At 73.1% G+C, this 3,578-nt stretch carries 5 protein-coding genes; 3 read left to right on the forward strand and 2 right to left on the reverse strand.

Annotated elements, in window-relative coordinates:
• Nucleotides 1-888 (reverse strand): 50S ribosomal protein L11 methyltransferase (locus tag FV230_RS25990; protein ID WP_147844441.1); only part of this gene is annotated, 888 nt, incomplete at its 3' end.
• Nucleotides 889-1,127: 239 nt separating this feature from the next.
• On the opposite strand from FV230_RS25990, the gene FV230_RS25995 reads away from it, so the two are divergent.
• Nucleotides 1,128-1,331 carry a hypothetical protein gene (locus FV230_RS25995; RefSeq protein ID WP_147729157.1) on the forward strand — a complete coding sequence of 68 codons (204 nt, stop codon included), beginning with the start codon at nt 1,128-1,130 and terminating at the stop codon, nt 1,329-1,331.
• Between the two features lie 87 nt (nt 1,332-1,418).
• Complete coding sequence (modB, locus tag FV230_RS26000; protein ID WP_147729156.1) at nt 1,419-2,111, forward strand: molybdate ABC transporter permease subunit; 693 nt, start codon at nt 1,419-1,421, stop codon at nt 2,109-2,111.
• Nucleotides 2,112-2,182: 71 nt separating this feature from the next.
• Here the strand turns inward: modB and FV230_RS26005 are convergent, their stop codons facing one another.
• Nucleotides 2,183-2,839 (reverse strand): glutathione S-transferase, encoded by a 657-nt coding sequence (locus FV230_RS26005; protein ID WP_147844442.1) that lies wholly within the window; start codon nt 2,837-2,839, stop codon nt 2,183-2,185.
• 62 nt (nt 2,840-2,901) lie between these two features.
• Here FV230_RS26005 and modC point away from each other — a divergent pair.
• A partial coding sequence (modC, locus tag FV230_RS26010) for a molybdenum ABC transporter ATP-binding protein (RefSeq protein ID WP_147844443.1) occupies nt 2,902-3,578 on the forward strand: 677 nt, incomplete at its 3' end.

Here is a 3,578-nt window from a genome sequence, read left to right on the forward strand (position 1 = left end):
GCGGAGCACCAGGGCGACCCAGCCCTCGATCGTGCCCTTCGAAGCGAGATGGAAGCCGCGGTGGCGGTAGGCCGAGAGCACGCCGGCGACGTCGCGCTCGATCAGGCCCGAGAGCACCAGCACGCCGCCCTCGGCCACCACGGCCGACAGCGTCGGCGCGAGCCGCCGCAGCGGGCGCGCGAGGATGTTGGCGAAGACCACGTCGAAGTGGCGCGGCCGCGCGGCGAGGGCGTTGCGCACGCCGGGCGCCTCGTAGAGCTTGAGGTACGGCCCGAGGCCGTTGGCATGCGCGTTGGCGCGGGCGGTCCTGACCGCCTCGCCGTCGAGGTCGCCGGCGATCACCGGCCGGCGCAGAGCCTTGGCGGCGGCGAAGGCGAGGATGCCGGTGCCGGTGCCGACGTCGAGCACCCGGCCGGGGCGCCCGCGCTTCAGCACGTCGACCAGCGCCTTGAGGCAGCCGAGCGTGGTGCCGTGATGGCCGGTGCCGAAGGCGAGCGCCGCCTCGATCTCAATGGCGAGCTCGTTCGGCCGCACGGTGGCGCGGTCGTGCGAGCCGTGGATGCGGAAGCGGCCGGCCCGCACGGGCACGAGGCCTTCGAGCGAGGCGCGGACCCAGTCCTTCTGGTCGATGGTGCGGAACTCCGCCGCGTCCGCCTGCGCGCCGACCACGGGGCGGATCAGGTCGCGGATGAAATCCTCGTCCGGCGCGTCGGCGAAGTAGGCTTCCAGCCGCCACGTCACCCCGTCCTCCGCCTCGAAGGCGGCGACCGCCGTCTCGGTCGGGTCGAACATCTCGCCGAGCAGGTCGGTCATCGTGCGCGCCGACCGCTCGTCGGTCATCAGCTGCAGGACGTGGGTCGGGCGGTTCGGGTGCAGGCCTTCGAGCATGGCCGGCCTTACCACCCTCGGCCGCGTTCCGCGACGTGTGGCGCGGTCCGCGGCGGAAATGTTGTGGCCCGTCCGGTCCCGCGATGGCCGATGTCGGCAACCGCGGCAAAATCGCCTGGCAATGCGGCAGATTGTTTACCCGTTCATCATATGGACCCCCGGAACCGGGGTTACCGTGCAGCGTTTTCGGTCACTTCTCCGCGTCGTCCGAGTCGTTCGACCATCGAGGGTGCGTCCGCGTGACCAATTCGAGACCATCCGTTCGTCGGCCGGTCGTCCTCAACGGCGTCTCGCGCCGCCGTCGCCAACCGGTCCGCGCCCGCGACACGTTGCTCGGGGCCGAAGCCCTCGACACGCCCCTGCCGGGCCAGCTCCTCGTGCTGCTGAGCCGGCTGCACCGCGCCGAGGACGCGAAGCCCCGCGGAGACGAGTTCGACGCCTGAGCGGCTTGCGCGCGGCATCGTCCGCGTCCAAGCCTGCGGCGTGAGGGGCCGCGACGAGCCGCGGCGCCCGGACGGGACGCGCCATCCTTGCTCGACCTGACGCCCGACGAGTGGACCGCGGTGGCACTGAGCCTGAAGGTGGCCGCCGTCGCGACGCTTGCGAGCCTCGGGCCCGGCCTGCTGGTGGCCTGGCTGCTTGCCAAGCGCACGTTTCCGGGCCGCGCCGTCCTCGACGGCCTCGTGCACCTGCCGCTGATCCTGCCGCCGGTCGTGACCGGCTACCTGCTGCTCCTGACCCTCGGGCGACGCGGCCTCGTCGGCGCGTGGCTCGCCGAGGCGGGCATCGTGTTCGCCTTCCGCTGGACCGGGGCGGCGCTCGCCTGCGCGGTGATGGGCTTCCCGCTGATGGTGCGGGCGATGCGCCTGTCGATCGAGGCGGTGGACGCCCGGCTCGAGCAGGCGGCCGCGACGCTGGGCGCCCGGCCGATCGCGGTGTTCCTCACGGTGACGCTGCCGTTGAGCCTGCCCGGCATCCTCGCCGGCGCGGTGCTCGCCTTCGCCAAGGCGATGGGCGAGTTCGGCGCCACCATCACCTTCGTCTCGAACATTCCCGGCGAGACCCAGACGCTGCCTTCGGCGATCTACACCTTGACGCAGGTGCCGGGCGGCGAGGCCGGCGCCTTGCGCCTGACGCTGATCTCGGTCGCCCTGTCGATGACCGCGCTGCTGCTCTCGGAGGTGCTGGCCCGCCGCATCGGCCGGAAGCTGGGAGCGGGGTGATGGAATCCCCGTCGCATCCCAGGGGCACCCTCCCCCGCGGAGGGGGGAGGGGAAAGCCCCACAGCCGCGCCTCACGCATAGGCGTACGGCCCGCCGCGCTCCAGCGCCCGCTTGTAGGCCGGGCGGGCATGGATGCGGGCGAGCCAGCCGGTCAGCTTGGCGCCGGCTCCGGTGCCGCGTGCGGCAAAGGCTTCGAGGGGAAAGCTCATCTGGATGTCGGCGGCGGTGAAGTCCGCGCCGCAGAACCACGGCCGGGCGGACAGCTCCTCCTCCCAATAGGCGGCGTGGCGGCGCAGCTCCGGGTCGACGAACTTGGCCGTCACCGCCTTGGCGATCCCCCTCGCGAGGGGGCGCACCAGGGCGGGGCTGCCCGGCGCCAGCCGGGAGAATACCAGCTTCAGCAGCAGCGGCGGCATCGCCGAGCCTTCGGCGTAATGGAGCCAATAGATGTAGCGGCGATGCGCTTCCGTGCCCGGCGCAGGCACCAGCGCGCCGCCGCAGCGGGCGGTGAGGTATTCGACGATGGCACCGGACTCGGCCACCACGATGTCGCCGTCGGTGATCACCGGCGACTTGCCGAGCGGGTGGATCGCCCGCAACGCCGGCGGCGCCAGCATCGTCTCGCGGTCCCGGGCGTAGCGCTTCACCGTGTAGTCCAGGCCGAGCTCCTCGAGCAGCCAGAGCACCCGCTGCGAGCGGCTGTTCTCCAGGTGGTGGACGGTGATCATGCGCGGCCTTCCGTGAGGGTATCGCTGCACAACGCCGGTCCGCGCCGATCGAGCCGCCCGGCATGACGCTCGACGTCGCCGTCGCCCTGCGCCGGGGCGCCTTCACGCTCGACGCCGCCTTCGCCGCCGGGGCCGGGCTCACCGCCCTATTCGGGCGCTCGGGCTCGGGCAAGACCACGCTGATCGACCTGATCGCCGGGTTGAGCCGGCCCGATCGCGGCCGCATCGTCGTCGCCGGCGAGACGCTGGTCGACACCGACCGGCGCATCGCCCTGCCGGTGCACCGGCGCCGGATCGGGCTGGTGTTCCAGGATGCCCGCCTGTTTCCCCACCTCAGCGTGCGGAGCAACCTCGGCTACGGCCGCTTCTTCGCGGGCCGCCGGGCGGAACGGGCCGAGCACGACGCCGTCGTCGACATGCTCGGCATCGGCCACCTGCTCGACCGGCAGCCCGCGGGCCTCTCCGGCGGCGAGCGCCAGCGCGTCGCCATCGGCCGGGCGCTGCTGGCGAGACCCCGCCTGCTGCTGATGGACGAGCCGCTGGCGGCGCTGGACGAGGCGCGCAAGGGCGAGATCCTTCCCTATATCGAGCGCCTGCGCGACGAGGCCGGGATCCCGATCGTCTACGTCAGCCACGCGGTCGGCGAGGTCGCGCGGCTCGCCAACACCGTGGTGGTGCTGGAGGCCGGCCGCGTCGCCGCCGCGGGCCCGGCGGAGGCGATCCTGCGCCGGGCCGACCT

Origin of the sequence: Methylobacterium sp. WL6 (assembly GCF_008040095.1) — a bacterium.
Lineage (GTDB): Bacteria > Pseudomonadota > Alphaproteobacteria > Rhizobiales > Beijerinckiaceae > Methylobacterium.

Bases quoted from the DNA above. Each gene is read 5' to 3' on its own strand.
- FV230_RS26005 (WP_147844442.1), bottom strand. From the start codon at position 2,839: ATGATCACCGTCCACCACCTGGAGAACAGCCGCTCGCAGCGGGTGCTC.